Origin of the sequence: Halopseudomonas xinjiangensis (assembly GCF_900104945.1) — a bacterium.
Lineage (GTDB): Bacteria > Pseudomonadota > Gammaproteobacteria > Pseudomonadales > Pseudomonadaceae > Halopseudomonas > Halopseudomonas xinjiangensis.
Map to the genome: position 1 here is coordinate 2646870 of NZ_LT629736.1, position 25808 is coordinate 2672677.

Sequence of the window (25808 nt, forward strand, 5' to 3'; positions counted from 1 at the left end):
AAGGCGACTGCGCCCGGGTCCGCCCTCATACGATACGGAAATGCCATGTATATCTACCGACTGGTACTGCTGCTGGTCATCGGTATCTACCTGTTCTCTCCGGCAATCATGGACTGGTGGATCGAGCCACAGGGAGCCTGGTACCGGCCCTACGTGCTCTGGCTAATCCTGATCATTGCCGGCATCCTGCTGCAGAGTCCGCGAGACGCCGATGAGCTTTGACCTGGGGCTGTTGGTCGCTACCAGCGTCATCTATCTGCTAGCCCTGTTCGGCGTAGCCTGGGTCACCGAGCGTGGCCTGCTGCCGCAGGCGCTGCTGCGCCATCCTGCGGTGTATACGCTATCGCTGGGCGTCTATGCCAGTGCGTGGGCGTTCTACGGCACAGTAGGCCTGGCCTATCAGTACGGCTATGGCTTTCTCACCTACTATCTAGGGATCTGCGGGGCGTTTCTGCTGGCGCCGGTGTTGCTCAACCAAATCCTGCGCATTACCCGAACCTATCAGTTGTCCTCGCTCGCCGACCTGTTCGCCTTTCGCTTTCGCAGCACCTGGGCGGGCACCCTGACCACCCTGTTCATGCTGATTGGCGTGCTGCCGCTGCTCGCACTGCAGATTCAGGCGGTCGCCGACTCGGTTCAGATCCTCACCCGCGACCCGACCCAGCATTCGATCGCCTTCGGCTTCTGTATTCTCATCATCCTGTTCGCCATCCTGTTCGGCGCCCGGCATATCTCCACTCGAGAGAAACACGAGGGGCTGGTGATCGCCATCGCCTTCGAGTCCCTGGTCAAACTGATCTCGATTGGCGCCATCGGGCTATACGCGCTGTACGGCGTATTCGACGGTCCGGCCAGCCTTGAGCTGTGGCTGAACAACAATCAGCAGGCATTGCGTACGCTGCACACGCCGCTTCAGGAAGGCCCGTGGCGCACGCTCCTGCTGGTGTTTTTCGCTGCGGCGATCGTCATGCCACACATGTACCACATGGCCTTTACCGAGAACCTCAATCCCCGGGCAATGGCCACCGCGAGCTGGGGCCTGCCGTTATTCCTGCTACTGATGAGCCTGGCCGTCCCGCCGATCATGTGGGCAGGCCTGCATCTGAACGTGTCGACCAATCCCGAGTACTTCACCCTGGGCCTCGGCGTGGCAGCCGGAGCCGACTGGCTGACGCTGCTGGCGTATGTCGGCGGTCTCTCGGCAGCCAGCGGACTGATCATCGTGGTGACCCTCGCATTGTCGGGGATGGTGCTGAATCATCTGGTGCTCCCGGTTTATCAGCCGAGCGCTGATAACAATATCTACCGCTGGCTGCGCTGGACCCGGCGTAGCCTGATCGCGGCGATCATTCTGGCCAGCTACGGCTTTTACCGGTTGCTCGGCGCCGAACAGGATCTGGCCAACCTTGGCATCGCCTCGTTTGTCGCTACGGTGCAATTTCTTCCCGGTGCGCTGTCGGTGCTGTACTGGCCGCAGGCCAATCGGCGCGGTTTCATTGGCGGTTTGATTGCCGGTATGACGGTTTGGGCAGTTACTTTGCTGTTGCCGCTGGTGACGGAGACCAGCAGCCTGCAGCTGTTCGGGATTTCGCTGAGTTTCAATGAGGACACCTGGCACGTGGCGGCAATCGCCTCGCTGGCAGCGAATATCATCGTGCTCACACTGGTGTCGCTTTTCACCCAGCGCTCCAGCGAAGAGCGCGGCGCGGCAGAAGCCTGTTCGGTGGACAACGTCAGCCGCACCCAGCGCATGGAGCTGGTCGCCAATTCTCCGCAGGAATTCGCCCAGCAACTGGCCAAGCCTCTGGGCAACAAGACGGCCCAACAGGAAGTCGAGCAGGCATTGCGCGACCTTAAGCTGCCGTTCGATGAACGCCGCCCCTACGCCCTGCGCCGACTTCGTGACCGGCTCGAGGCCAACCTGTCCGGCCTGATGGGACCGGCCGTGGCCCAGGAGATCATCGAAACCTTCCTGCCTTTCAAGCTCGGCCGTGAGGGTTACGTCACGCAGGACATCCACTTCATCGAAAACCGGCTGGAAGACTATCATTCGCGGCTGACCGGTCTGGCTGCCGAACTGGATGCACTGCGCCGCTATCACCGCCAGACCCTGCAGGATCTGCCGATGGGCGTCTGCTCGCTGGCCAAGGACAACGAAGTGCTGATGTGGAACCGCGCCATGCAGTCACTCACCGGCATCGTCGCCGACAGCGTGATCGGTTCGCGCCTGGCTAATCTGCCGGCACCGTGGAACGAGCTGCTGGAGCGTTTTGTGGAAGACCAGTCGGCGCACCTGCACAAGCAGAAGCTGATGGTTGACGGTCGCACGCACTGGCTGAACCTGCACAAGGCAGCCATCGACGAGCCGGGCAATGTGGGCAGCGGCCTGGTCCTGCTGATCGAAGATCAGACCGAGACGCAGATGCTCGAAGACGAACTGATCCACTCCGAACGCCTCGCATCGATCGGCCGCCTGGCCGCTGGCGTCGCGCATGAAATCGGCAACCCGATTACCGGCATTGCCTGCCTGGCGCAGAATCTTCGCGAGGAGTCGGATCAGCCGGAGTTCAAGGAGATGGCCGAACAGGTGCTTGAGCAGACGCGGCGGGTGTCGCGTATCGTGCAATCGATGGTCAACTTCGCTCACGTCGGCAGCCGGCACAACAACGCCAACGAAGAAGTCGATATGCAGGCCTGCGCGGGTGAAGCGATACATTTGCTGTCACTCAATCGCAAAGGCCCCGAGGTCAGATATGTTAACCTTTGCGACCCGGACCATCTGGTCTCTGGCGACAGCCAGCGGCTCGTGCAGGTACTGATCAATCTGCTCGGCAACGCCCGGGATGCCAGTAGTAATGGCGATACCATCACGGTATCGACGCGGGAGGACGAGCACCGCGTGCTCCTTCTGGTCGAAGATCAGGGCAGCGGTATCGACCGCGAAATCATGGACCGTCTGTTCGAGCCGTTTTTCACCACCAAGGAGCCAGGGACAGGTACCGGGCTCGGATTGGCACTGGTTTACTCGATTATCGAAGAGCATTATGGCCAGATCACCGTAGATAGCCCGGTCGATCAGGCAACCATGCGGGGAACACGCTTTACCATCACTCTTCCCCGCTACAGCGCAATAGGTAACGGCGTTGCGACCTGAACAGTCGCCGCCGCACGAGGTAGCTATGTCACACATTCTGGTTGTTGAAGACGAAGCCATCATCCGTTCGGCACTCCGACGGCTGCTGGAGCGCCACCAATACCAGGTTAGCGAAGCGGGTTCGGTGCACGAAGCGGTCGAGCGTTTCACGCTGGGGGATTTCGATCTCATCATTAGCGATCTGCGTCTGCCCGGCGAGCCGGGTACCGAACTGATACGCAAGGCGCCGGACACTCCAGTTCTGATCATGACCAGCTATGCGAGCCTGCGCTCGGCGGTCGATTCGATGAAGCTCGGCGCCGTGGACTATATTGCCAAGCCCTTCGACCACGACGAAATGCTCCAGGCGGTAGCGCGGATCATCCAGGATCACAGCAAGCGGCGCAGCCAGGCGCCGGCCGCTCCGGCAGCAAAACCTGAAGCGACAGGTGCCGGTCAGCCCGCCACCGGCAGCGACATGGGGATCATCGGCTCCAGTCCGGCGATGCAGACACTTTTCAAGCGCATCAACAAGGTCGCGCCGACCGACTCGACCGTGCTCATCCAGGGTGAATCGGGCACAGGCAAGGAGCTCGTTGCCCGCGCACTGCATCAGAATTCCCGGCGTACCAAGGCTCCCTTGATTTCGGTCAACTGCGCCGCGATTCCCGAAACGCTCATTGAGTCGGAGTTGTTCGGCCACGAAAAAGGCGCCTTTACCGGGGCCACGGCCGGTCGGACCGGGCTGGTCGAGGCGGCCGACGGCGGCACCCTGTTTCTCGATGAAATCGGCGAGCTCCCGCTGGAAGCGCAGGCCCGGTTGCTGCGTGTGCTGCAGGAAGGCGAGATTCGCCGGGTCGGTTCGGTGCAGTCGCACCGCGTCGATGTGCGTCTGGTCGCGGCCACGCACCGTGATCTGAAGACCTTGGCGCGCCAAGGCCTGTTTCGCGAAGACCTTTATTATCGATTGAATGTCATCGAACTTCGGCTGCCGCCGCTGCGCGAACGCGGCGAAGACGTGATGTTGATCGCTGAAGCCCTGCTCCAGCGCGCCGGCGGGAACATGAACATCGACGATCTGCATTTCAACCGCCAAGCAGTTGCCGCAATCCGCCGCTACCCTTGGCCAGGCAACGTACGCGAACTGGAAAACGCGATCGAGCGCGCCGCGATCCTGTGCGACGAGTCAGAGATTTCGCTCGATCTGCTGGGCATTGACGTGGACGCGGAATACGAGCGCGCTTCCGAGGCGGCCAGCGCCCTGGAAACCATGCGCCACCCAAATAGCGAAAGCCAGGAGCCGACCGAGGATCTGTCGCTTGAGGACTACTTCCAGCATTTCGTTCTCGAGCACCAGGAACACATGACCGAGACCGAACTGGCGAACAAGCTCGGCATCAGCCGTAAATGTCTATGGGAAAGACGCCAGCGTCTGGGCATCCCACGCAAGAAAACCGCCAACTCCTGATCGCCGCCGTGGCGTTACCGCCCGCTCTGTTACCGGTGTTACCGCTCCGTTCGAGGCAAACTGTTACCCTCCGGAAGCGAGGCGTAACACCTGGACGGGGCGAACGGTAACGAATCCCCACCAGCTACCCGACCCACATCCTGCCGGTTTTTCTCAAGTCATTGAAAAACAAAGATTTTCAATTGTTGGCACGGCAAATGCTTTATATCTGGTACAACAACAATAAAAACCAAGAAACGAATAACAAAAATAATATCGGCTTCACACACAATAAAAATAAAACCGTGCAAGCGTAGCAAACTGATTTTTTTGGAGAATGGGTCGACAGTCGGACAGCAATGTTCGCGGACATGAATAAGAATAAAAGTTGCCAAAGCAACCCGACGCGTCCGAGCTCACAAGGCACTGCCTGATACCTAAGCTTCCAAAGCAATCCGTTTGTTGTTGAAAACCCGGGATGGGTCGATACAGGCGACATTGTCGCCTTGCCTAACAACAACAATAGCTCGACAGAGAACAACAATAAAAAACAACGCCATTAGGGGGAGTAACTACTCCCCTTGAGCTTTCCCCCTCCTTTATTACAATTTCCCGCGCGTTCAGGCTAGAATGGTCGCCTTTATTACAGGCAGCACTGTTTGAGACAGCTTGTCACTTCAGCGTCTCCGCGCCTATCTTCGCACAGTGATCTGCCAGACTCGCCATGGTCCTGTATCCCGTGGATATGACGGGCACTGCCGGTGGAACGCCTGCTTCTATGATTCGAAAGTTACTACAGAAAATTCCCTATCCTTTCGGGCGTGCCGCCCATCGCCGAACCACGCCTGCGATCATTCCGGCCAGCCAGCACACATTGCGCCGCGAGCGGCTCAGCCGAAATGCCGTCAATGTCGTCGAGCGTCTGCAACAGGCCGGCTTCGAAGCCTTCGCGGTGGGCGGTTGCGTTCGCGACCTTTTACTCGATCTCACGCCAAAAGACTTCGACGTCGCGACCAGCGCGACGCCGGAAGAAGTCCGCGCGACGTTCCGCAACGCACGCCTGATTGGCCGCCGCTTCAAACTGGTTCATGTGCACTTTGGCCGCGAAATAATAGAGGTCGCCACCTTCCGTGCCAGCCATGGTGACGATAGCGACGAAGGCACGGTCAGCGAACAGTCCCGTCAGAGTGAATCCGGCAGGCTGCTTCGCGATAACGTCTATGGGACACTGGAAGAAGACGCGCAGCGTCGCGACTTCACCATCAACGCGCTGTACTACAACGTCAGCAGCGGCCAGATCCACGACTTCGCCAACGGTCTGCATGACATTCGCAACCGCCAGGTACGCTTGATCGGCGACCCCGTTCAGCGTTACTCGGAAGACCCGGTTCGCATGTTGCGTGCGGTGCGTTTCGCGGCCAAGCTGGATTTCGATATCGAGCAGCATAGCGCGGCCCCGATTCGCGAGATGGCTGACCTGCTGCACGACATCCCGGCAGCGCGGCTGTTCGACGAGGTGCTCAAGTTGCTCATGAGCGGCCAGGGTGAACGCACCTTCGACCTGTTGCTCAAGTACGATCTGTTCGGACCGCTGTTTCCCGATAGCGACGAAGCCATCGAACAGAATCCCGAATACGCGCTCAAGCTGATACGCCAGGCTCTGCGTAACACCGATGAACGGGTCAACGAAGGTCGTCCGGTCACGCCGGCATTTCTGTTTGCCGCGCTGCTCTGGCCGGCCCTGCCGCAGCGATTGGCAGAGCTGGAAGAGCGTGGCATTCCGACGATACCGGCGCAGCAGCAGGCAGCGCAGGAGTTGCTCGCCGAGCAATGCCGCCACACCGCCATACCCAAGCGTTTCAGTATTCCGCTCCGCGAGATCTGGGATTTGCAGCCACGACTGGAGCGGCGCTCCGGCCGGCGTGCCGATCAGATGCTCGAGCATCCGCGATTCCGTGCAGCGTATGACTTCCTGCTGTTGCGCGAAGCGGCTGGCGAGCAGACCGATGGACTGGGTCGCTGGTGGACGCTGTATCAGGACGCCGGCGAGGAGCAGCGCCGCAAGATGATCCGCGAATTGAGCGCAGACAAGCCCGGCAGTGCCAAGCGGCCCCGGACTCGCCGGCGCCGCAAGCCGCGCACGCAGGGCGACTGATGAGCCTGCGGTGTTTCGTCGGACTTGGCAGCAATCTCGCCGAGCCCGAAGCACAAATCCGTGAGGCATTGTGCGCGCTCGACCGGGTACCACGCACCGAGCTACAGGCGGTATCGAGTCTGTACCGCAGCCCGCCGCTGGGGCCAGCGGAACAGCCCGATTATCTGAACGCGGTGGTCTCGTTGCACACCGCTCTGGAAGCCGAGTCGCTACTGGACCATCTGCAGGATATCGAGCGTGCCCAGGGACGAGTCCGCAAGGCCGAACGCTGGGGGCCTCGCTCGCTGGATCTGGATATTCTGTTGTTCGGCGATCAGATCGTCGACACGCCCCGCCTCACGGTGCCTCACTACCACATGCATCATCGTGCTTTCGTGCTGTATCCTCTCGCGGAGCTCGCTCCGGAGCTGGTGATGCCTGACGGAACACCACTCAGCGCGTTGCTCGAACGCTGCCCGCGCGCGGGACTGGAACGTCTTGTCGACGCCGTGGGCCGAGGCTGAATCATGATCCTCCGTTGCAGTCCAAACAACCAACTGACGTTATGCGAGGCGGCTTTTTTCGAAGAGCCCGCCCCTTGTGCAACCATTGGAAGCTGCCATGCCTGATGTAACCCTGACTACGCTGAACAAGCTAAAGCAGAGCGGTGAAAAGATCGTCTGCCTGACTGCCTATGACGCCACCTTCGCGCACCTGGAGTGTCAGGCCGGCGTCGAGGTGATCCTCATCGGCGATTCGCTGGGCATGGTGCTGCAAGGCCACGACAGTACCCTCCCGGTTACTGTCGATGACATGGTCTACCACACCCGGTCCGTGAAGCGCGGCAACCGGGGCGCGCTGATCATGGCCGACCTGCCGTTCATGAGTTACGCAACACTCGAACAGGCTGTATCGAGCAGCACCGCATTGATGCAGGCCGGTGCACACATGGTCAAGCTAGAGGGCGGCGGATGGCTGGCGGACACCGTCACCACCCTGACGCGCAACGGCATCCCGGTTTGCGCACACCTGGGGCTCACGCCGCAGACAGTCAACGTACTCGGCGGTTACAAGGTTCAGGGTCGCGACGAGGCCCAGGCGAAAGCCCTGCTGGATGATGCGCGCAAGCTCGAAGCGGCGGGCGCTGCCATGCTGCTGCTGGAGTGCGTACCCAGCGAACTGGGTGCGGAAGTCACCCGCTCGGTGCAGGTGCCCGTCATTGGCATCGGCGCCGGGAGCGATACCGACGGACAGGTGCTGGTCGTCCACGACCTGCTCGGATTGTCCATCAGCGGCCGCCTGCCGCGCTTCGTGAAGAATTTCATGGCTGGTCAGCCCGACGTCCAGTCGGCTGTACGCGCCTATGTCGAAGCGGTCAAGCGCGTCGAATTCCCCTCGGCCGAACACGAGTTCTGATCGATGAATACCCTGCATACCATTGCGCAGCTTCGCGCAGCTGTTGGCCGTGCCCGTGAAGAAGGCAAGCGGATTGGCCTGGTACCCACCATGGGCAACCTGCACGCCGGACATGTGGCGCTGGTCGAAAAAGCGCTCCAGCGCACCGATTACGTGGTCGTCACCATCTTCGTCAATCCGTTGCAGTTCGGCCCGAACGAAGATCTGGACAGCTACCCCCGTACGCTTTCAGACGATCAGGCCAAGCTGCTCGAGGCCGGGGCACATCTGGTATTCGCGCCCAGTGTCAACGAGATGTATCCCGAGGGCATGCAAGGCCACACCATCGTCAGCGTACCAGTCGTGTCCGAAGGCTTGTGCGGCGCCAGCCGACCGGGTCATTTCAATGGCGTATCCACGGTGGTATCCAAGCTGTTCAATATCGTCCAGCCGGACCTGGCCATCTTCGGGCAAAAGGACTACCAGCAGCTGGCAGTGATTCGCAAGATGGCGCTGGACCTGTGCCTGCCGATTCAGATCATGGGCGAGCCTACCGTGCGTGCCGAAGATGGCCTGGCGCTGTCGTCACGTAACGGTTACCTGACCGCCGCCGAGCGGCAGGTGGCGCCGCGGCTCTATCAGACGCTGCGCCAGGTGGCGGCTGACATCCAGGCCGGTCGACGGGATTTTCCGGAGGTCATAGAACAGGCGCGCGCGACACTCGTTCAGGTCGGGATGCGTCCCGATTATCTGGACCTGCGCGACGCCAACTCACTGCAACCCGTCGACCAGACCACGCGACACATGGTGGTCCTGGCTGCTGCCTTCCTGGGCAAGACCCGCCTGATCGACAATCTCTGTTTCGACCTCGCCTGACCTGTCGCGGAAGGTCTCCCCTTCCGCGATTCTTCCCCTGCCACACCCTGCCCGCACGCGACATATCAGACCAAAGAAGGGTTGTCAGACCTGCCCTGATGATCAACGCTTAGACCATTCTGCAGGTCCGCACGTATCACGTCAGACGTTCGCTGTTCACCTACACTGTTAGGGCCTGCTTCGACCAATAACAAAAGAGGGCCAACCATGTACAAGATCGAGAACCACAAGGTTACGGACGCCGCACGCAGCCGCACGCATATCGATGAGGCGGGCTACGAAAGGCTCTATCGCCAGTCGATCGACGAGCCCGATACGTTCTGGTCGGATCAGGCCAAGCGCTTCCTGACCTGGGACCAGCCCTGGTCCAAGGTTCACGAAAGCGACCTCAGCCAGGGTCAGGCCGCATGGTTCATCGATGGCAAACTGAACGTCAGCGTCAACTGCATCGATCGGCATCTGGAAACTCGCGGCGACCAGGCTGCGATCATCTGGGAAGGTGACGAGCCCGACCAGGACAAGCACATTACCTACCGCGAACTGCACGAGCAGGTCTGCCGGCTGGCCAATGTGCTCAAAGAGCGCGGCGTCAAGAAAGGCGACCGAGTTTGCCTGTATATGCCGATGATTCCCGAGGCGGCCTATGCGATGCTCGCCTGCGCCCGCATCGGCGCCGTGCACTCGGTAGTGTTCGGCGGGTTCTCGCCCGACGCGCTGCGCGATCGCATCAACGACGCCGACTGTCAGGCCGTGATCACCGCCGATGAAGGCGTGCGCGGGGGCAAGCGCGTTCCCCTCAAGCAGAACGTGGAAAAGGCCCTGCAGGAATGCCCCAACGTGCACACGGTAGTCACCGTCCAGCGTACCGGTGGCGACATCGCCTGGGATAGCCAGCGAGACGTCTGGTATCACGAGGCGTGCGCGAAAGTCGACGCCGATTGCCCCCCCGAGCCGATGGATAGTGAAGATCCGCTGTTCATCCTGTACACCTCCGGCTCGACCGGGAAGCCGAAGGGCGTGCTGCACACCACCGCCGGTTATCTGCTCGGTTCGGCGATGACCCATCACTACGTATTCGATTATCAGGATGGCGAAGTCTACTGGTGCACCGCCGACGTCGGCTGGATCACCGGTCACTCGTACATCGTCTATGGCCCGCTGTGCAACGGGGCGACGACGCTCATATTCGAAGGTGTGCCGACCTACCCTGATGCCTCGCGCTGCTGGCAGGTGGTCGACAAGCACAAGGTCAATATCTTCTACACCGCGCCGACTGCCATCCGCGCGCTGATGGCCCAGGGCAACGACCCGGTTACCAGCACCTCGCGCGCCAGCCTGCGTCTGCTAGGCACCGTTGGCGAGCCGATCAATCCCGAGGCATGGGAGTGGTATTACCACGTGATCGGCGAGACGCGCTGCCCGATCGTCGACACCTGGTGGCAGACCGAAACCGGCGCGATCATGATCACTCCGCTGCCCGGCGCAACCGATCTGAAGCCCGGGTCGGCCACGCGGCCATTCTTTGGCGTCGAGCCAGCGCTGTACGATCCCGAAGGCAACGAGCTGGAAGGCGCGACCAGCGGCAACCTGGTCATAAAGCGTTCCTGGCCGAGCCAGATCCGCACCGTCTATGGTGATCATCAACGGCTGATCGATACCTACTTTTCCACTTACAAGGGTGTGTATTTCACGGGCGACGGTGCGCGGCGCGACGAGGACGGCTACTACTGGATCACCGGTCGGGTCGACGACGTGTTGAACGTGTCCGGTCACCGCATTGGCACCGCCGAAGTTGAGAGCGCCCTGGTTCTGCATGATGCGGTCGCTGAAGCTGCGGTAGTCGGCTGCCCGCATGACATCAAGGGGCAGTGCATATATGCCTTCGTCATGCCGATGCGTGGCGTCACGCCCAGCGACGACCTGATCAAGGAACTCAAAGCCTTCGTTGCCGAACAGGTTGGTTCATTCGCCAAGCCGGACTTCATCCAATGGACCCCGGGGCTGCCGAAGACCCGATCCGGCAAGATCATGCGCCGCATTCTGCGCAAGATCGCCTGCGACGAGCTCGATTCACTCGGCGACACCTCGACCCTGGCCGATCCGGCCGTTGTCGAAGAGCTGATCGCCAACCGGCAGAATCGCGGCTGAGCGAAGCGTCATGGCGCGCCGCCCGGCGCGCCATGTGTTGTCCTGCGTGACCGCTACCTCTATCCTAGTTTGTCTTCCGAACGAGACATGAGGAGCCGTTCATGCGAGACGTCGTTATCGTCGCTGCCACACGCACCGCCATCGGCAGTTTTGGCGGCCAGTTCGCCACCCTTCCCGCCCACGAATTAGGCGCAACGGTTATCCGGGCTTTGCTCGAGAAGACCGGCATCGACCCCGCCAGCGTCGACGAAGTGATGATGGGCCAGGTGCTCACAGCCGGCGCCGGGCAGAATCCGGCGCGCCAGGCCGCCGTACTCGCGGGCCTGCCCTATAGCGTACCGGCGATGGTGGTGAGCAAGGTCTGCGGGTCCGGCCTGAAAGCACTCCAGCTGGGGACCCAGGCTATTCGCAGCGGAGATGCCGACATCATCATCGCAGGCGGTCAGGAATCCATGAGCCTGGCTCCGCACGTACTGCCCAACTCACGTACCGGCTTGCGCATGGGTCATGGCCAGTTGGTCGACAGCATGCTGCATGACGGCTTGTGGGATGCCTTCAATGGCTATCACATGGGCATCACCGCCGAAAACCTGGTCGAAAAATATGGCATTACCCGTGAAGAGCAGGACGCATTCGCTGCCAACTCCCAGCGCAAGGCAGTCGCCGCGCAACAGGCGGGACGCTTCGACGAGGAGATCACTCCGGTGCTGGTGCCTCAACGCAAGGGCGAACCAGTCAGCGTGACGACCGACCAGGGCCCACGAGCCGAAGCGACCGGCGAGTCCCTAGCCAAACTGCGCCCGGCGTTCAAGAAGGAAGGCAGCGTAACGGCCGGCAACGCATCAAGCATCAATGATGGCGCCGCGGCAGTAATGTTGATGAGTGCGGAAAAGGCCGCTCAACTTGGCCTGCCTGTGCTGGCTCGGGTCGCCGGCGCAGCCAATGCCGGCGTCGATCCGGCAATCATGGGCATTGGCCCGGTCTCGGCAACGCTACGCTGCCTCGAGCGCGCAGGGTGGCAGGTCGGCGATCTGGATCTCATCGAGGCGAACGAAGCTTTCGCGGCGCAGGCACTGGCCGTGGCGCACGAGCTCAAGTGGGATATGGAGCGGGTGAACGTCAACGGCGGCGCGATAGCCCTCGGGCATCCCATCGGGGCGTCAGGGTGCCGCGTACTGGTCACCCTGTTGCACGAGATGATGCGTCGCGATGCCAAAAAAGGCCTCGCCACCCTGTGTATCGGAGGTGGTCAGGGCGTGGCACTAGCGCTAGAGCGCAGCTAAGCCATCAGGTTCTCTCTAGGGTTTCCGTCGCCAACGCGGCGGAAACCACCACCAGCTGAGCACTACCAGCGAACCGAATACGGTGTAGACCAGCGTGAATACCCAGCCAGGCGCGTCGTAATAGAGCGCGCGCTGCAACCAGTACTCGATGAAACCTCCGGCATAGCCCGTCTCGCCTGCCTGAGCCCGCAGCCAGTGTTCAAGCGTAGTCAGCGGGCAGACGATCCCCAGCCAAGCCTCGGCTACTACAACGGCAATGGTCAACAGGTGTAACAGGCGGAACATGGGACTATTGACCCAGCGCCAGCCCAGCAGGTTGCCCGCTACGATGAGTAACAGGCCGACCACTACAAACAAAACGGTCAACACATGCACCGTAAGAACCAGATCGGCGAGCACCTGGTACATGTCTATTCGTCGGCTCAGTGGGAAGCGGAAGCTGGAAGAGGCGGCTCGGCGAGCACACCACTGCGGTTGTCAGGGGTAGACAGGTAGACGCTCCAGATATCATGCGTCCGGCGCTGAGTAAGTTCCAGCAGGCAGGTCGCCAGCTGCGCCCCGCGCAGGCTGCCATCGGCCCACAGGTCGTAAACGGCGAAGCAATGGCTGTCACGATAGCGCAGCCAGGCGCCATGGGCCGCTTCCATCGAAACGACCGCGTCAGACGCATCGGCATGTCGCGTACGACTGGCCTCGAGATACCGGTCAAGTTCGTCTTCAGCCATGGCCACCTCGCGATGCAGGCAGGCGTTGATCTCGACGGTCTCTTCCAGATCGTCGCACGGCGCAGCGAGCACCGCGTTCGATGCCAGCAGCGCGCCTAGCGCCAGCCAACGATGCTTCATGTCATATCCTCGGGTCGATCGCACGAACGTCATGCTATCAGCTTGCCGTTATACCGGCGAGAAATCCGCCAGCCGCCTCACTACACGCTCTCTGACGCGTTCGGCCAAGGGCGCCTCGAGCATGCGAAGCAGAAGACTCTCATCAGTGCCCAGACCGTACCAATAGCGAAAGACTTCGGCTACGGTCGGCCAGGCGACAGGCGCCGGGGTGACGACTATCGGGTCACCTGACCGCACGATGCCCGGGCGCAGTACGCGCGCGTAAGCGCCTGAGCGTTCGGCCTTGATGAAGGTACGAAGGAAACCCGGCATACCGACGCGTGCCTCCAGCGTGGCGCAAGGCGTACGTGGAGCGGTGATCTCGAGCAGCACATCGCCCACTGCTACTCGGTCACCTATGCGTGGTTTGGTCCACCAGTTGGTGATGGACAGGTTTTCGGCGAAGAAACCCGGCCCCAGTCGGCGCTGCAGCAGCCGCTCCCACCAGGCGACGTCTTCCATGCTGTAGAGATAAATTGCCTGATCCGGACCACCGTGGTGCCGCACATTGCCAATGAAGTCGCCCGGCACACCTACCGCAGCGATGAGTACCGGGCCCGTGATCGGTCGCTTGAAGTGGCCGGTCGTGACCAGACGACGTCCAACTTTCAGTCGGCTCGAAGCCGCGGCATTGATCGATACCAGTACCGGCGTTGCATTTTCCATCCGGGGAACGCTTCCTACCATCGAGTGCTGTTTAATTGCTGACACGGGCCGGCCAGGCCCTACTCTGCTTCCCGCTTCTTTTCCCACGGCCACCGTCCGGTCAGTTCGACCTCCAGTGTGAAGCTCAGATAGCTTCGGATCAACACTATGACCACCAGCATCCCGACCGTTTCGAACGAAAGCTCGACTGCAACCGTCAGCATGATGTCGGCAGCGATAAGAAATTCCAGGCCCAGCAAGATGCCGCGCCCCAGACGCTGGCGAACCTCGTTGAAGACCTCGGCTGTGTCCGCGTCGTGACGGATCAGATGCCTGCAGGCGGCAAACAGCGAGTAAATCGCCATGAACAAAATCAGGGCGATGCCGAGGGCCCCCAGGATTCCAGCACTCCAGTTCGCGAACGGGTGGATGTAATCCATTGCTCCTCCTCAGTTGGCTTGTCGAGCGACGAGACGCTCCGCAGCGCAGTGGTTGGTCTCTCGACGCAACGCACTGGCCGTCCGGGATGATGGGTATTTCAGACCTGCAGCGTCAAGGCGACCACTGCGATGCGCTCGACTTCGTCGTAGATGGGTTTCAGCAGCTCCTCTCCAAACACATCCGGATCGAGCTCACGGTAGCGCCAGTTGCAGGGAAGACTTGATAACCGCTGTTGCAGAGCCTGCAAAAACGGGTCACGACCATTGGTCATCGCCACGCCTGTGTACAGTAACAGCGTACCGCCAGGTGCCAGCCGGTTAAGCGCCGCATCGACGATTTTCAGCGACAGTCCCGCTCCCAGCGGGCCGCCGCCGTGGCGGTAGGCTCGCTGCTGCGGATCGAGCATATACGGGGGATTGGCGACGATAAGGTCGAACTCGCCGTCGACATCCTGGAGCAGGTTACTGTAGACCGGCGCAACGTTATCCAACCCGCCCAACGCAGCATTCACCCTGGTCAGGTGCAAGGCCTGGCGATTGATATCGACGCCGATCACTTCGGCGGCCGGACAGGCTTGAGCGATGAGCAGCGCGCCCGCACCCGAGCCACAGCCGATATCTACCGCTCGACGCACGCCGCCGGCATGGCGCTCAAGGTAACCATCGATGAGTTGCGCGAAGCGATAGGTGTCTGGTCCAAAGAACACCGCTTCCGCGGCATCGGTAGGATACGCCGAATGCACACAGAGCAGACTGCCAAGCGTGGACCAGCGCACCTTGCTGCGCCACAGATCACCCTGCGGCGCCAATACCCCGGCTGCCTGCATCAGCTCGAACTCGAACGGTGTCACCGCCTCGCTGGAAAACGGACGACTCCAGCCGAAAATGTCTCGCAGGTCTCGGGCGGTACCGTTTGCCGCACGTTGGTTGTTATAAGCATGACTCAGCGGGGTGATCGCCACATGCTGATAGCCGGTGGCTGCCAGATAACGGCCGAGTTCGACCAGTGCCTGATCCGCATCGGCCGATTCGCTAGGAACGGCTGCCTCAAGAGGCGTCAGGTCTGCAAGTCCCTTGTTAGTCGTCATCTCATCCTCGATCCATCAAATCAACGAAAAGCCGTGTTGCGTAAAGTCCTGCCGCGGTCGCGTGGGTGCCCGGCGACATCAATTCAATGAGCCGCCGGGCCCGCTCATCGGGGCTCAGCATGGACAGTTCGGTTTGCAATTGCGCCACATCCGGGTCTGCCCCGGTCCCACCACGGGCGTCCGGCTCGCCAACGGGATCCGTTCGGAACGCTGCTCCACGCTTGCGCCTCGAAGGACGAAACGCAGCGGGCCGCGCGCTGCCGCTCGAACTGGCCCTGCTCGGCTCGCCAAACCAGCCGTCGGCGATCCAGTCGTGCAGCAGCTGCCTCTCAAACGGACTGAAGACGCCGAACATGAGCGCGTCCTGACCGTCGATAAGGTTCCAGAAACGGCTGTTACGGGGATCTTCACCACGCTTTATCCACCCACGCTTCTGCAGTGCTTCCAGGAACGGGCCGGCCAGACCCGGCTCAGCCAGCCACTGATTGACCGTGCGCCCCTCGATCCGACAATAATCCGAATGCATGTGCTGCCCGAAAACGCGCTTGCGCTCGAGCATGTCGATGAGCTCCTGATCCAGATCGAACGCCTCGATCAATGCGGCCGACCCCACGCCTAGATCGTTGAGCTTGTAGCCGTTATTCACGCGTTCGAGGAAAACTTCGCTGTCGCCGGCGACCGGCATGCTGTCGATCACTGCCTGCACCGCCTTGCGCGCGTGGCCGGTACTGCCGTTGTCGATGGTTACGTGCAGAGTGAAGTAGTAGGGGTCGATATCCAGCTCGTTAAGCTCGAATGCGGAGATCAGCAGGTGCAGGGGGAGCTGCTCATAACCAAGGTTATAGCCGATCAGCTCGGGCAGGAATTCTTCCGCATGGTAGCCCAGCGCCAACTGCACAGCGCCCTGCACGTAGCGTTCATCGGCGAGATCCGGTAGCGGGTCACAGCCGGTTGTCGCCAGAAGCTTGCGATACAGCACGACATGGTTCTGGGCCGGATCGCCATCGCCGAGTTCTTCCAGATACGTGCGCAGCAGCGGGTGGTAACGGCTGTCCTGCCAGTGCTGCAGCACACCGTAGAGCCAGGCGCCATCGACCAGCTTGGTCGGGGCGACCTGCTGCAGGAACCATAGCGCGTGCGAGCGGCAGCTGAAGAAGCGCCGCGGATGTCCCGCCTTGCGCTGCTCCAGATAATCGGCGTACTGCTCGCCAACCTTCTGCGCACGAGTTTCCATCCAGCCGAACAAGGCAGCTGGGGCACTGGGCATGTCATCATCCAGATGCGCGGCACGCTGAAGCTGCTGCTTGAGGAATTCGCGTGACTCGCTCTGGTTTTCCACGTCAGCTGGGTTTTCCAGAACGCTCTGGTACAACGAGCGGACATACCCGCCCGTACAGTCGGTTCGAACAAGCTCACTATGGCCGGATACGGAATAAAGGCTCGACATCTGCACTCCCGGTCTAGGGCAATACGCCCAATTGAAGATGAGCCGGGGTGAAACGACTCATCAGCACCTAAGTGAGATTGCCCCGGGCATGGAAAATTCCTTCTATCTGACGAAGCGAAGCTCTAGCCGACGTCGCTGTGGTCGCCGTCCGGGTGGCCGCGCACGTCGCATAGGGTAGAGAGTCCGTCGGCGGCCACCTTGCCCAGAACGTTGAGGCTGCCGTCGGTTTCCAGCACGACGGCGTCGACCTTTTTCAGGTCGGCATACCCGCTGGAACGGGCAACGGCGAGAATCTCTTTCTTGGTCACCCGTTCGCGGCGTAGCGCTTCCTCGATCCAGCCGCCCCGGTAATACAGCAAGCGAGGCTCGGATTTGACGATGCTGCGCACCCATGCGGAGCGCACCGAAAGCGCGGTGATCACGTACTGAGCAAGAATCAGCACGGCGAACCCGGCCGCTCCCTCGACCAGCGGAACGTCCTTGGACAAGAGCACTGTAGCGAGTGTCGAACCAAGTGCGACGGTGACGATCAGGTCGAAGGCATTCAGTTTGGACAGCGTGCGCTTGCCCGAGACCCGCAACAGCAGCAGCAAGCTCAAGTACGCCAACGGACCAACGGTGAGGGTGCGGATGACTCCGTCCCATGATTCAAAGAACATTACTGGACTCCTTTGTTGCGGGCGTCAGTGCTTCAAGTGAAGTAACCGGCATGACCACCAGATCGTGCAGGCGCCAGTCGAGCGTCAGCGCATGAGCGGTGAGACGCTCGGCGCTCACGTCAAAGTCGACGCCTGGATGGAACACAACGAACACCTCTCCGGCGACGAGATAACCCTCTTCGCGCAGACGCACGTTGACTTGCGCGACCTGCGGCCAGGTCGCAAGCCGTTCTTCGACAATACGTTCCAGCCCAAGCGGCTCTCCAGTGACCACATCGGCCGGCCGATGATCCATCAGATCATCCATCGCACGACGAACGTTGCGACAACCATCGTGCAGCACGTCCAGACCAATGACTGCGGCCGCCACGGCATCGGCCCACCAGAACCCCAAGCCGATACCGAGCACACCGAACACCGCAGCGGCCGCCGTCATCCAGTCGGCCTTGTTCATCGTCGCGTCAGCGTGCAACGTGCTGTCATGGAGGTCTGCCGCCAGCGGCAGCTTCATGCGTCCAAGAATGAGAGGAGGCAGGAGACTGTAGATCAGCGCGCCGATCATCACCCAACCAGCCCAGATACCCCACTGCGTGCCGAGAAGATGAAAGTGGCCGATCGTCGGACGTTCACGACTGACCAGGGTGTGCCCGGCGTCGTAGAGAATGAAGAACCCGAGCATCAGAATGGCGACGGAAGCCGCTAGAAAGGCAAGCAACGTCGCGCGACTGAATCCATAGGGAAATTCAGCAGTCGGGGCACGGCGCCTCACTCGATTGGCCAACAGAAAGGCAACCGGTGGAATCAGGCTGAGACAATCCTCGATCAGCGCCGCCTTCATCGCCTGGGAAGCGCCCATGGTCAGATACATCACCAGAATGATCGTCGACATGAAGAAGATCGTTAGCCATTCCAGGACCACGACCCGGCGCAACTTCCGCTCGCGGTCAGGTGGCAACCGGTATTTCGGGCGCAGTCTCACTGTCGAGACGTCTCCCAGATCAACCGATCCATGTCGTGCGATTCGACGAACTCGGCGAGGAATCGCTCGAGCTCCATCAACAAGGCGTTTTCGCCGCGTGGAATAGCCATGACATGGTGACGCTCCTGCAGCACGATATCGCTGGCTTGATAGCCAAGACCTTTTATCTCCCATTGCCGAGCCGCAATGGCTCCAGTCGATGCGGACAATTCGGGAACGCGCTTCACCTCGGCTCCGTGCCGGCGCAGTTCGTCGTAAAGATGACTGCCATGGGGAATCCATACGGTGAGACCTTCGGCATCGTCTGGAATCGGCTCGCCCTGCCGCACGGCAATTGCGACTTTGCCGGTGTAGTACGGGGCGGTGAAGCCGACTTCGCTGTGCCAGGGGCTCTCCGTGGTCAGCCCGCCGATAATGAGATCCAGCTCGTGATGGCGCAGCGAGTCGAACCGCTCCTGTTCGCTACCCCATTGGGTTTCGAGTCTTGCCTCTTGCCGTCTTGCGAATTCGCGGACCAGCCTACCTTCGACGCCGCCGGCTGCACCCGGCGCACCTCCCATGACCCAGGGAGGTCCGTATAGCACGCCAACTCGCAGGGTGCCCCGCTCGTGGACGTGCTGGAGCGACTCACCCGGATCACGCGGAAAGGGTTCACAGCCGGCCAGCAAGCCAAGCAGGACGAGGCACGCGGATAACAAGACGAAGGGCTGGCACATCAAGGCTCCGTGGCAAACCCGGAAAACGGGCGATCTGCCTATTCCGACCGAGCCGATACTCGTCGGTTCCGGGACCACGGCAGGCTGCCGGATGCGTGGGTCAGGTCCCTCCAGAGCTCAGGAAAGGCCATAGCGACGGATCGTGTTGTAGCGCGAACCGGCCGCAGAGGGAACGCTCGCGACGAGTGAAAAGCTGGCTATCTCGGCCGGCCTTGAGGCTAGCCCGGCATACCGGGTCAGCCAGCCGGTCGCGTCAGCTGCAGGCGGGCGCAAGCGCGCAAGGGTAACGTGCGGACGAAAATCGGCATTGTCAGCCACCAGGCCCAGCGGGAGCAGGTGCGTATCGATGCATGCTCGCAACAGCTGCAGCGGCTCGGTTGGCCAGACGCCCGCCCAGAGTATGCTGGGCGACCTGACGCTGCCGAAGCACCCTACCCCTTTGATTGCCATCTCGAACCGCGGCACGTCGACCGCTTCCAGAGCATTTTCCAGCTCGGCCAAACGCTGTTGAGGAAGGTCTCCCTGAAACCGCAGCGTGAGATGCAGTTGCGAGGCCTGCTGCCAACGTAGCGCGGGGTAATCGGCGCAGGCGCCGAGCGCCGAGGCCTTCAGCGACTCGGGTAATTCGATGCCGACAAACAGGCGTGGCATCAGTCAGCTTCGGTTGCACAGGGATCGCACACTGCATCGATATCCACCCGCCATGACACCCAACCTTGCTCTGCAAGCATCTCGGTTTGCTTGGCGTCGAGTTGCAAGCCACTCGCTTCGACCTGCTCCCTCGACACAGGAAAAGGCTGACCCTGCTCGATGGCATCGAGCTGCTCTTCGGTAAGATCGATGATGTCCAGCCTGACACGCACGTGCTCCAGGCAATCGCGGTCAGTCGCATCGTTGCAGCAGATAAAGTAATCCGGCATAGCTATTCCCCCAGTTGAAGGCAAGCCGCTTGTACGAAGCAGCCCGAATTAACACTCGTTTGCAAGTCTAGAAGGTGATTACTCTCACTGCACACCCTCGGTTTAGGCGCCGCCGAGAGGCTCAAAACTGGGCCTGTCACTGTTTTTGTGCGGCTGCCCGAGTCGTCCGGCGCAGCGCTGGACAGCCCGGGAATCGCGGTTCGAGGTGGAGATTTGCGGAATGAAAGCCGGTCCCCAGGGTCGAAAATGGAACGGTTACTGATACTGAACCATGTTCGGAGGTAATGTCATGAGCACCATCATAGCGGCACTGATGCCCGACCAGGACCATGCCTTGGAAGCTATCGCCGCGCTGCGCGACGCCGGGTTTCCGACCGATCGGATGACGCATTTCTACGTCAATCCGAACGGGCAGCATGACATTTACCCGATTGGCGGCGATGAGCGCGCCTCCCCCGGCTCCAGAGAGTCGGGCAAGGGCGCATTGGCTGGCGGAGGCATCGGAGCTGTGGTTGGCGCCGTGGCTGGCATAGCCGCCACACCGGTCGCGGGTCCCCTTGGGGTACCTATCGGTGCAGGTATCGGTGCGTACACCGGCTCACTGATGGGCGCCATGAAGCGCACCGACAAGGATTCGGAAGCCGACGAAGTGGTGGAAGAAAACGCCAGCGTACACGACGGCGACGTGACCGAGCGCAAGGCCGGCATTCATGTCGCCGTGCAGACTGACGGTACGGACCAGGGCGGCGTGGACCGAATCGTCCGTACGCTGCGCACGCATGGTGCCATCGAACTGGAACAGGCCGACGGCCACATCAGAAACGGCAGTTGGGAAGACTTTGACCCAAACGCGGTGGTCACCGTTCTTCCCCGCTGAGCGCGCGCGGCGCCCTCAGGGCGCCGCCGCCATTCGCTCAGTCTTCGGCCTGCGCCCTGGCCACCAGAGCGTCGACTATTTCCACAGTTCGTTCCGGCCCTTTACCGCCCACAACGAACCGCCCATCCACCACGAGGGTCGGCACTCCGCGGGACTGGGTAGTCTGGAATACTTCGTATGCCTTGCGCGTCAAAGACTCGGCCGACTCGTCATGTACCCGGCCAAAGGCTTCTGCGGGCACTTCAACGCCCTGCTCGGCGTAGAACTGACGAACTTCCCCGGCGTTGGCAAAAACGCGACGTTCCTCATGCAAAGCATGGAAGACCGGCGCATGGACCTTCGCTAGTTGATCAGCGTTCCCTTCCTCTTCGAGTACCTTTTGCGCCGCGTAAAAGGCCGTCGTCGGCGCGACACTGTTCTCGCTGAATGGCAGCGGGTACCGGACAAGCTCGACCTCATCTTCATTCTTTTCCAGCCAGGCCTCGAGAGGCCCTTCCAGATGATGGCAGTGCGGGCAGCCATAGGCGAAAAACTCCTCGACCCTAACCACACCATCCCGGGATATGCCGTCGCCCGATTGAATGACCTGATAGTCGGCGCCTTCCTCGATCGGTTCGGCGGCCCAGGCAAAGCTGCTCGCGCCGAGGGCCAACATGGCCATAGTACGTCCTGCGCCGACCAACCAGCCACGGCGGGGCGATGATTCGATGTGCATTGTCATGTTCTTCTCCTATCCAGAGCGCCCATGCTGCCTGTTTTCAGGCAAGCCGCCAAGCAGTGGATTTTCGGGCATAAAAAAGCCCCGGACGAGCCGGGGCTTAGATCGTACAACGCTAGATCAGACGCCGCTGATTTCGGCTGCTTCGACGTCTTTCATGGAAAGCTTGATTCGACCGCGGTTGTCGACGTCCAGTACCAGCACGCGAACTTCCTGACCTTCCTGCAGCACGTCGGTCACTTTCTCGATACGCTGGTTGGCGATCTGCGAGATGTGCACCAAGCCATCCTTGCCAGGAAGAATGCTGACGAACGCGCCGAAATCGACGATGCGCTCGACCTTGCCGGAATAGATCTTGCCGATTTCCGCTTCGGCAGTGATGCCGTCTACGCGCGCCTTGGCAGCGTTGGCAGCATCTTTGCTGGCGGCGAAAATCTTGACGGTGCCGTCGTCGGTGATGTCGATCGAGGCGCCGGTCTCTTCACAGATGCCGCGGATGGTCGCGCCACCCTTGCCGATCACGTCACGAATCTTCTCGGCGTCGATCTTCATGCTGATCATGGTCGGCGCGTTGGCAGACAGTTCCTTGCGCGATGCCGGCAGCACTTCGTTCATCTGCTTGAGAATGTGCAAACGAGCGTCATGCGCCTGGTGCAGAGCGATTTCCATGATCTCTTCGGTGATACCGTTGATCTTGATATCCATCTGCAGCGCAGTCACGCCCTTCTCGGTACCGGCTACCTTGAAGTCCATATCGCCAAGGTGATCCTCATCACCAAGGATGTCGGTCAGTACGGCGAATTTCTCGCCCTCCTTGACCAGGCCCATGGCAATACCGGCCACCGGCGCCTTCAGCGGCACACCCGCATCCATCAGCGCCAGCGACGCACCGCAAACCGAGGCCATCGAGCTCGAACCGTTCGACTCGGTGATTTCCGACACAACGCGAATGCTGTAGGGGAACTGGTCCATGTCGGGCATCACGGCGGCAATACCGCGGCGAGCCAGACGACCGTGGCCGATTTCCCGGCGACCGGTGCCACCCATACGACCTGCCTCGCCTACCGAGTAGGGAGGGAAGTTGTAGTGGAACATGAAGGGGTCTTTGCGCTCGCCTTCGAGCGTGTCGAGCAGCTGTGCATCACGTGCGGTACCCAGCGTGGTAACGACCAGCGCCTGGGTTTCGCCACGAGTGAACAAGGCCGAACCGTGAGTGCGCTTGAGCACACCAACTTCGATATTCAGCGGACGCACGGTCTTGGTATCGCGACCGTCGATGCGCGGGTTGCCATTGACGATGCTTTCACGAACGGTACGGTATTCGATCTCGCCGAAGGCGTCCTTGACGTCACCCTTGGACGGCTTGCCTTCCTCGTCGCCGGATAGCTGAGCAATCGCCTGATCACGCAACTCGCCGAGACGGGTGTAGCGGGCCTGCTTGTCGGTGATGGTGTAGGCCTCGGAAATGCCCGAGCCGTAACCGCTGCGAATGGCATCCAGCAAGCTGGTGTTTTCCGGCGCAGCCTGCCAGTCCCATGCGGGCTTGCCAGCTTCAGCGGCCAACTCCTTGATGGCCTGGATGGCCGGCTGGAATTCCATGTGAGCGAACAATACAGCACCCAGCATCTGGTCTTCGGTCAGTTCCTGCGCTTCGGACTCGACCATCAGTACCGCTTCTTCGGTACCGGCGACGATCATGTCCAGGCGCGAGGCCTTGAGCTGCTCGTAGTTCGGATTGAGCATGTAGCCGTTGTTTTCGTCGAAGCCCACTCGCGCGCCAGCGATCGGGCCATTGAACGGCAGGCCGGAAACAGCCAGCGCAGCCGAGGTGCCGATCAGCGCAGCGATATCGGGATCGGTCGTCTTGTCGGTCGACACGACGGTACATACGACCTGAACTTCATTCATGAAGCCTTCGGCGAACAGCGGGCGAATCGGGCGATCGATCAGACGCGAAGTCAGTGTTTCCTTTTCAGTCGGGCGGCCTTCACGCTTGAAGAAGCCACCAGGGATACGGCCGGCTGCGTAGGTCTTTTCGATGTAGTGCACCGACAGCGGGAAGAAGTCACGGCCTGCGTCGGCACCCTTGGCGCCAACCACGGTGCACAGAACGCTGACTGCGTCATCGATGCTGACCAGCACGGCGCCAGTGGCCTGGCGGGCGATGCGGCCGGTTTCCAGAGTAATCGTGCTGTTACCCAGCTTGAACTGTTTGATTACAGGTTTCACTTGTCTTCTCTCTTTTCTTGCCTTCGGGCGGAATCCTGGGCATGGCGGGGTATCGGCCCGGCCATGTCCAAAGGGGGCGGTCGCTTAGCGACGCAGACCCAGACTGCTGATCAAGCTGCTGTAACGAGCCAGGTCCTTCGACTTCAGGTAATCCAGCAGCTTGCGGCGCTGGTTGACCATGCGAATAAGACCGCGACGGGAGTGGTGGTCCTTCTTGTTGTCCTTGAAGTGACCCTGCAGCTTGTTGATGTTTGCGGTCAACAGAGCTACCTGGACTTCCGGAGAACCGGTGTCGCCTTCCCCACGCTTGTACTCGTTTACGATTGCAGCTTTATCTTCGACGCTCAGTGCCATGACAGCTTTCCTCTGAGGTAACAGGCCGGGACTTAATCCCGTGTTTTAAATCGAGGTATGACCGTGCCTGTTAACAGCCACCCTCGTTGTGACCCGATCGGGTCAACTTCTCTTCGATCCCTAGATCAGGGCTCGAATCGCATGAGGCGCCGAGGCGCAACACGCGCATCATCAGTCATCTCGCCGATGCCGATGAACAATTCATTCTGGTCATACAGCCTGACCATGCCGAATGCAGGGCTACCCGGCACGCGAACCGCCTGTCCATGGTTCAGATAATAAGCAGTCTGCTCGGTGAGACGGACGATCGGCCAGTCCTCCAGGCCGCTGTCGCTGGGCAGCAACAGCGTGTCGAGTGCCTCGGCACCATCGTCGGCATGCGCGGCTTCGAGCGACTCGAGCGTGACTGCACGAGTGAGATCGAACGGCCCGGCCTCGGTACGTCGCAATTGCGCGACATGAGCTCCACAGCCTAGCGCTGCGCCGATATCCTCGACCAGCGTACGAATGTAAGTGCCCTTGCTGCAATGGACTTCCAGCTGCAGTCGGTCACCGTCCAACCCCAGCATTACCAAGCGATGTATGGTAACAGATCGCGCCTTGCGCTCCACTACCTCACCGGCTCTGGCCAATTTGTACAGCGGCTGACCATCATGCTTGAGTGCCGAATACATGGGAGGCACCTGTTCGATGTCACCCGTGAATCGCGGCAGCAACTGCTGGACGTCCGCTTCGGTCACCGCCACCGGATGCGTCGCCAGCACATCGCCTTCGGCGTCGCCCGTGGTCGTGGTCATGCCCAGCCGCGCTTCGGTAACGTAGACCTTGTCCGCGTCGAGCAGGAACTGCGAGAACTTCGTTGCCTCGCCCAGGCACAACGGCAATACGCCGCTGGCCAGCGGGTCCAGACTGCCGGTGTGGCCGCCCTTCGCCGCGTTGAAGAGCCAGCGCACCTTCTGCAACGCTGCATTCGAACTCATGCCGAGCGGTTTGTCGAAGATCAACACACCACTAATATCCCGCCGCTTGCTACGCGAACCCGCCACTGTCACTCCTTGTCGTCGTTCTGATGCTGACGATCCTCGGCTACTGCACGATCGATCAGCGAAGACAGATGAACGCCACGACGAATGCTCTCATCATAATGAAAGTGCAACTGCGGGACGCTGCGCAGCTTCATGACCCGCCCAAGCTGCATGCGCAGGAAACCACCGGCCTCGTTGAGGATTTCACGATTGAGCGCTACGTCTTCGTCGGAGTCCTTGCCCAGAAGCGTGAAGAACACTTTGGCATGAGCCAGATCGCGGCTGACGTCCACCGCAGTAACGGTAACCATGCCCAGGCGCGGATCACGCACTTCCCGCTGGATGAGCAAGGCGAGCTCGCGCTGCATCTGGTCAGCGACTCGTTGGGTACGACTGTATTCTTTGGCCATA

The 25808-nt window shown here is 60.8% G+C and carries 26 protein-coding genes; 10 read left to right on the plus strand and 16 right to left on the minus strand.

Annotated features, from left to right (window positions below):
- Positions 1 to 45: 45 nt before the first annotated feature.
- The 9 genes from BLT85_RS12300 (at position 46) to BLT85_RS12340 (ending at position 12416) form a co-directional block, all read left to right on the plus strand.
- Positions 46 to 222 carry a hypothetical protein gene (locus tag BLT85_RS12300; protein WP_093395200.1) on the plus strand — a complete coding sequence of 59 codons (177 nt, stop codon included), beginning with the start codon at positions 46 to 48 and terminating at the stop codon, positions 220 to 222.
- Complete coding sequence (locus BLT85_RS12305) at positions 212 to 3154, plus strand: sensor histidine kinase (protein ID WP_093395203.1); 2943 nt, start codon at positions 212 to 214, stop codon at positions 3152 to 3154. The genes BLT85_RS12300 and BLT85_RS12305 overlap by 11 nt, the downstream gene beginning before the upstream one ends.
- Positions 3155 to 3179: 25 nt before the next feature.
- Positions 3180 to 4601, plus strand: coding sequence for a sigma-54-dependent transcriptional regulator (locus BLT85_RS12310; protein ID WP_093395206.1), 1422 nt, complete (start codon positions 3180 to 3182; stop codon positions 4599 to 4601).
- 757 nt (positions 4602 to 5358) lie between these two features.
- Complete coding sequence (locus tag BLT85_RS12315) at positions 5359 to 6735, plus strand: polynucleotide adenylyltransferase PcnB (RefSeq protein WP_093395209.1); 1377 nt, start codon at positions 5359 to 5361, stop codon at positions 6733 to 6735.
- Positions 6735 to 7238 carry a 2-amino-4-hydroxy-6-hydroxymethyldihydropteridine diphosphokinase gene (gene folK, locus BLT85_RS12320; protein WP_093395211.1) on the plus strand — a complete coding sequence of 168 codons (504 nt, stop codon included), beginning with the start codon at positions 6735 to 6737 and terminating at the stop codon, positions 7236 to 7238. Before BLT85_RS12315 ends, folK begins: the two co-directional genes overlap by 1 nt.
- A 97-nt stretch (positions 7239 to 7335) precedes the next feature.
- Positions 7336 to 8130 (plus strand): 3-methyl-2-oxobutanoate hydroxymethyltransferase, encoded by a 795-nt coding sequence (panB, locus tag BLT85_RS12325; RefSeq protein WP_093395213.1) that lies wholly within the window; start codon positions 7336 to 7338, stop codon positions 8128 to 8130.
- A gap of 3 nt (positions 8131 to 8133) precedes the next feature.
- The gene (gene panC / locus BLT85_RS12330) at positions 8134 to 8985 is read left to right on the plus strand and encodes a pantoate--beta-alanine ligase (protein WP_093395215.1); all 852 of its coding nucleotides are present in this window, start codon (positions 8134 to 8136) and stop codon (positions 8983 to 8985) included.
- Between the two features lie 207 nt (positions 8986 to 9192).
- Positions 9193 to 11133 (plus strand): acetate--CoA ligase, encoded by a 1941-nt coding sequence (gene acs / locus BLT85_RS12335; RefSeq protein WP_093395217.1) that lies wholly within the window; start codon positions 9193 to 9195, stop codon positions 11131 to 11133.
- Between the two features lie 101 nt (positions 11134 to 11234).
- Positions 11235 to 12416, plus strand: coding sequence for an acetyl-CoA C-acetyltransferase (locus tag BLT85_RS12340; protein ID WP_093395219.1), 1182 nt, complete (start codon positions 11235 to 11237; stop codon positions 12414 to 12416).
- A gap of 15 nt (positions 12417 to 12431) precedes the next feature.
- On the opposite strand, the gene BLT85_RS12345 is transcribed toward BLT85_RS12340, so the two are convergent.
- The 11 genes from BLT85_RS12345 to BLT85_RS12395 all read right to left on the minus strand — a co-directional run bounded on the left by BLT85_RS12345 (position 12432) and on the right by BLT85_RS12395 (position 20194).
- Positions 12432 to 12824 carry a DUF2784 domain-containing protein gene (locus tag BLT85_RS12345; protein WP_093395221.1) on the minus strand — a complete coding sequence of 131 codons (393 nt, stop codon included), beginning with the start codon at positions 12822 to 12824 and terminating at the stop codon, positions 12432 to 12434.
- A 14-nt stretch (positions 12825 to 12838) separates the two neighbouring features.
- Entirely contained in the window at positions 12839 to 13261 is a 423-nt protein-coding gene (locus BLT85_RS12350) for a lysozyme inhibitor LprI family protein (RefSeq protein WP_157718178.1), read from the minus strand.
- A 48-nt stretch (positions 13262 to 13309) separates the two neighbouring features.
- The gene (locus BLT85_RS12355) at positions 13310 to 13966 is read right to left on the minus strand and encodes an MOSC domain-containing protein (RefSeq protein ID WP_172829832.1); all 657 of its coding nucleotides are present in this window, start codon (positions 13964 to 13966) and stop codon (positions 13310 to 13312) included.
- A gap of 59 nt (positions 13967 to 14025) precedes the next feature.
- Positions 14026 to 14385, minus strand: a complete 360-nt coding sequence (locus BLT85_RS12360; protein ID WP_093395227.1) for a DUF1622 domain-containing protein — start codon at positions 14383 to 14385, stop codon at positions 14026 to 14028.
- Positions 14386 to 14483: 98 nt separating this feature from the next.
- Positions 14484 to 15473, minus strand: coding sequence for a methyltransferase (locus tag BLT85_RS12365; protein WP_093395229.1), 990 nt, complete (start codon positions 15471 to 15473; stop codon positions 14484 to 14486).
- 1 nt (position 15474) lies between these two features.
- Positions 15475 to 16920, minus strand: coding sequence for an iron-containing redox enzyme family protein (locus BLT85_RS12370; protein ID WP_093395231.1), 1446 nt, complete (start codon positions 16918 to 16920; stop codon positions 15475 to 15477).
- Between the two features lie 122 nt (positions 16921 to 17042).
- Positions 17043 to 17579, minus strand: coding sequence for a DUF421 domain-containing protein (locus BLT85_RS12375; protein ID WP_093395233.1), 537 nt, complete (start codon positions 17577 to 17579; stop codon positions 17043 to 17045).
- Entirely contained in the window at positions 17569 to 18468 is a 900-nt protein-coding gene (locus BLT85_RS12380; protein WP_157718179.1) for a cation transporter, read from the minus strand. The genes BLT85_RS12375 and BLT85_RS12380 overlap by 11 nt, the downstream gene beginning before the upstream one ends.
- Positions 18469 to 18554: 86 nt before the next feature.
- Positions 18555 to 19274 carry a substrate-binding periplasmic protein gene (locus BLT85_RS12385; RefSeq protein ID WP_093395237.1) on the minus strand — a complete coding sequence of 240 codons (720 nt, stop codon included), beginning with the start codon at positions 19272 to 19274 and terminating at the stop codon, positions 18555 to 18557.
- Between the two features lie 117 nt (positions 19275 to 19391).
- The gene (gene thpR / locus BLT85_RS12390) at positions 19392 to 19925 is read right to left on the minus strand and encodes an RNA 2',3'-cyclic phosphodiesterase (RefSeq protein WP_093395239.1); all 534 of its coding nucleotides are present in this window, start codon (positions 19923 to 19925) and stop codon (positions 19392 to 19394) included.
- A complete protein-coding gene (locus BLT85_RS12395) occupies positions 19925 to 20194 on the minus strand; it encodes a hypothetical protein (protein ID WP_093395241.1) in 270 nt (89 codons plus the stop codon). The genes thpR and BLT85_RS12395 overlap by 1 nt, the downstream gene beginning before the upstream one ends.
- A gap of 289 nt (positions 20195 to 20483) precedes the next feature.
- Here BLT85_RS12395 and BLT85_RS12400 point away from each other — a divergent pair, with 289 nt between their 5' ends.
- Positions 20484 to 21071 carry a hypothetical protein gene (locus tag BLT85_RS12400; protein WP_093395243.1) on the plus strand — a complete coding sequence of 196 codons (588 nt, stop codon included), beginning with the start codon at positions 20484 to 20486 and terminating at the stop codon, positions 21069 to 21071.
- Positions 21072 to 21108: 37 nt separating this feature from the next.
- Here the strand turns inward: BLT85_RS12400 and BLT85_RS12405 are convergent, their stop codons facing one another.
- The 5 genes from BLT85_RS12405 to rbfA all read right to left on the minus strand — a co-directional run bounded on the left by BLT85_RS12405 (position 21109) and on the right by rbfA (position 25807).
- Complete coding sequence (locus BLT85_RS12405; RefSeq protein WP_093395245.1) at positions 21109 to 21792, minus strand: thiol:disulfide interchange protein DsbA/DsbL; 684 nt, start codon at positions 21790 to 21792, stop codon at positions 21109 to 21111.
- A gap of 117 nt (positions 21793 to 21909) precedes the next feature.
- A complete protein-coding gene (gene pnp / locus BLT85_RS12410) occupies positions 21910 to 24018 on the minus strand; it encodes a polyribonucleotide nucleotidyltransferase (RefSeq protein WP_093395247.1) in 2109 nt (702 codons plus the stop codon).
- Between the two features lie 84 nt (positions 24019 to 24102).
- A complete protein-coding gene (rpsO, locus tag BLT85_RS12415) occupies positions 24103 to 24372 on the minus strand; it encodes a 30S ribosomal protein S15 (protein WP_093395250.1) in 270 nt (89 codons plus the stop codon).
- A gap of 125 nt (positions 24373 to 24497) precedes the next feature.
- Complete coding sequence (truB, locus tag BLT85_RS12420) at positions 24498 to 25418, minus strand: tRNA pseudouridine(55) synthase TruB (protein ID WP_093395252.1); 921 nt, start codon at positions 25416 to 25418, stop codon at positions 24498 to 24500.
- Positions 25419 to 25420: 2 nt separating this feature from the next.
- Positions 25421 to 25807, minus strand: coding sequence for a 30S ribosome-binding factor RbfA (gene rbfA, locus BLT85_RS12425; RefSeq protein ID WP_093395254.1), 387 nt, complete (start codon positions 25805 to 25807; stop codon positions 25421 to 25423).
- Position 25808: the final 1 nt, after the last annotated feature.

Excerpts from the sequence above, each read along its gene's own strand:
- BLT85_RS12300 (WP_093395200.1), top strand. The coding sequence starts at position 46 with ATGTATATCTACCGACTGGTACTGCTGCTGGTCATCGGTATCTACCTG.
- BLT85_RS12305 (WP_093395203.1), top strand. The coding sequence starts at position 212 with ATGAGCTTTGACCTGGGGCTGTTGGTCGCTACCAGCGTCATCTATCTG.
- BLT85_RS12310 (WP_093395206.1), top strand. The coding sequence starts at position 3,180 with ATGTCACACATTCTGGTTGTTGAAGACGAAGCCATCATCCGTTCGGCA.
- BLT85_RS12315 (WP_093395209.1), top strand. The coding sequence starts at position 5,359 with ATGATTCGAAAGTTACTACAGAAAATTCCCTATCCTTTCGGGCGTGCC.
- folK (WP_093395211.1), top strand. The coding sequence starts at position 6,735 with ATGAGCCTGCGGTGTTTCGTCGGACTTGGCAGCAATCTCGCCGAGCCC.
- panB (WP_093395213.1), top strand. The coding sequence starts at position 7,336 with ATGCCTGATGTAACCCTGACTACGCTGAACAAGCTAAAGCAGAGCGGT.
- panC (WP_093395215.1), top strand. The coding sequence starts at position 8,134 with ATGAATACCCTGCATACCATTGCGCAGCTTCGCGCAGCTGTTGGCCGT.
- acs (WP_093395217.1), top strand. The coding sequence starts at position 9,193 with ATGTACAAGATCGAGAACCACAAGGTTACGGACGCCGCACGCAGCCGC.
- BLT85_RS12340 (WP_093395219.1), top strand. The coding sequence starts at position 11,235 with ATGCGAGACGTCGTTATCGTCGCTGCCACACGCACCGCCATCGGCAGT.
- BLT85_RS12345 (WP_093395221.1), bottom strand. The coding sequence starts at position 12,824 with ATGTACCAGGTGCTCGCCGATCTGGTTCTTACGGTGCATGTGTTGACC.
- BLT85_RS12350 (WP_157718178.1), bottom strand. The coding sequence starts at position 13,261 with ATGAAGCATCGTTGGCTGGCGCTAGGCGCGCTGCTGGCATCGAACGCG.
- BLT85_RS12355 (WP_172829832.1), bottom strand. The coding sequence starts at position 13,966 with ATGGAAAATGCAACGCCGGTACTGGTATCGATCAATGCCGCGGCTTCG.
- BLT85_RS12360 (WP_093395227.1), bottom strand. The coding sequence starts at position 14,385 with ATGGATTACATCCACCCGTTCGCGAACTGGAGTGCTGGAATCCTGGGG.
- BLT85_RS12365 (WP_093395229.1), bottom strand. The coding sequence starts at position 15,473 with ATGACGACTAACAAGGGACTTGCAGACCTGACGCCTCTTGAGGCAGCC.
- BLT85_RS12370 (WP_093395231.1), bottom strand. The coding sequence starts at position 16,920 with ATGTCGAGCCTTTATTCCGTATCCGGCCATAGTGAGCTTGTTCGAACC.
- BLT85_RS12375 (WP_093395233.1), bottom strand. The coding sequence starts at position 17,579 with ATGTTCTTTGAATCATGGGACGGAGTCATCCGCACCCTCACCGTTGGT.
- BLT85_RS12380 (WP_157718179.1), bottom strand. The coding sequence starts at position 18,468 with ATGTCGACGATCATTCTGGTGATGTATCTGACCATGGGCGCTTCCCAG.
- BLT85_RS12385 (WP_093395237.1), bottom strand. The coding sequence starts at position 19,274 with ATGTGCCAGCCCTTCGTCTTGTTATCCGCGTGCCTCGTCCTGCTTGGC.
- thpR (WP_093395239.1), bottom strand. The coding sequence starts at position 19,925 with ATGCCACGCCTGTTTGTCGGCATCGAATTACCCGAGTCGCTGAAGGCC.
- BLT85_RS12395 (WP_093395241.1), bottom strand. The coding sequence starts at position 20,194 with ATGCCGGATTACTTTATCTGCTGCAACGATGCGACTGACCGCGATTGC.
- BLT85_RS12400 (WP_093395243.1), top strand. The coding sequence starts at position 20,484 with ATGAGCACCATCATAGCGGCACTGATGCCCGACCAGGACCATGCCTTG.
- BLT85_RS12405 (WP_093395245.1), bottom strand. The coding sequence starts at position 21,792 with ATGACAATGCACATCGAATCATCGCCCCGCCGTGGCTGGTTGGTCGGC.
- rpsO (WP_093395250.1), bottom strand. The coding sequence starts at position 24,372 with ATGGCACTGAGCGTCGAAGATAAAGCTGCAATCGTAAACGAGTACAAG.
- rbfA (WP_093395254.1), bottom strand. The coding sequence starts at position 25,807 with ATGGCCAAAGAATACAGTCGTACCCAACGAGTCGCTGACCAGATGCAG.